General features: G+C 40.8%; 1 protein-coding gene. It reads right to left on the bottom strand.

Annotation, left to right across the window (positions count from 1 at the left end):
- Positions 1-5: 5 nt before the first annotated feature.
- The coding region (locus KTHG_RS00380) for a zinc ribbon domain-containing protein (protein ID WP_139991823.1) at positions 6-260 on the bottom strand (255 nt) is incomplete at its 5' end.

The following is a 260-nucleotide window of genomic DNA, read 5'->3' as shown; positions in this document are numbered from 1 at the left end:
AGTTCCTACGGTTGTTGCTTTAAAAGTCTCAACCCTTCGATTAAGATATTCTTACTTGCACTAATATCTCGGTCTAGTGTCGTACCACAAGATGAACAAGTCCACACACGAATAGCTAATGGTTTCTTGCCATCTCGATGACCGCAAGTATGACAAAGTTGGCTCGATGGGAAGAATCTGTCGATTTCGACAATTTTTCGATCGAACCATTTCGCCTTATACATCAGTTTTTGTACAAAAGAAGACCATGACACATCACG

This window comes from Kurthia sp. Dielmo, assembly GCF_000307285.2.
In the GTDB taxonomy this organism is placed as follows: Bacteria; Bacillota; Bacilli; order Bacillales_A; family Planococcaceae; genus Kurthia; species Kurthia populi.
The sequence above is the reverse complement of the archived record's forward strand: the minus strand, read 5'-3'. Positions and strand labels throughout refer to the sequence as shown.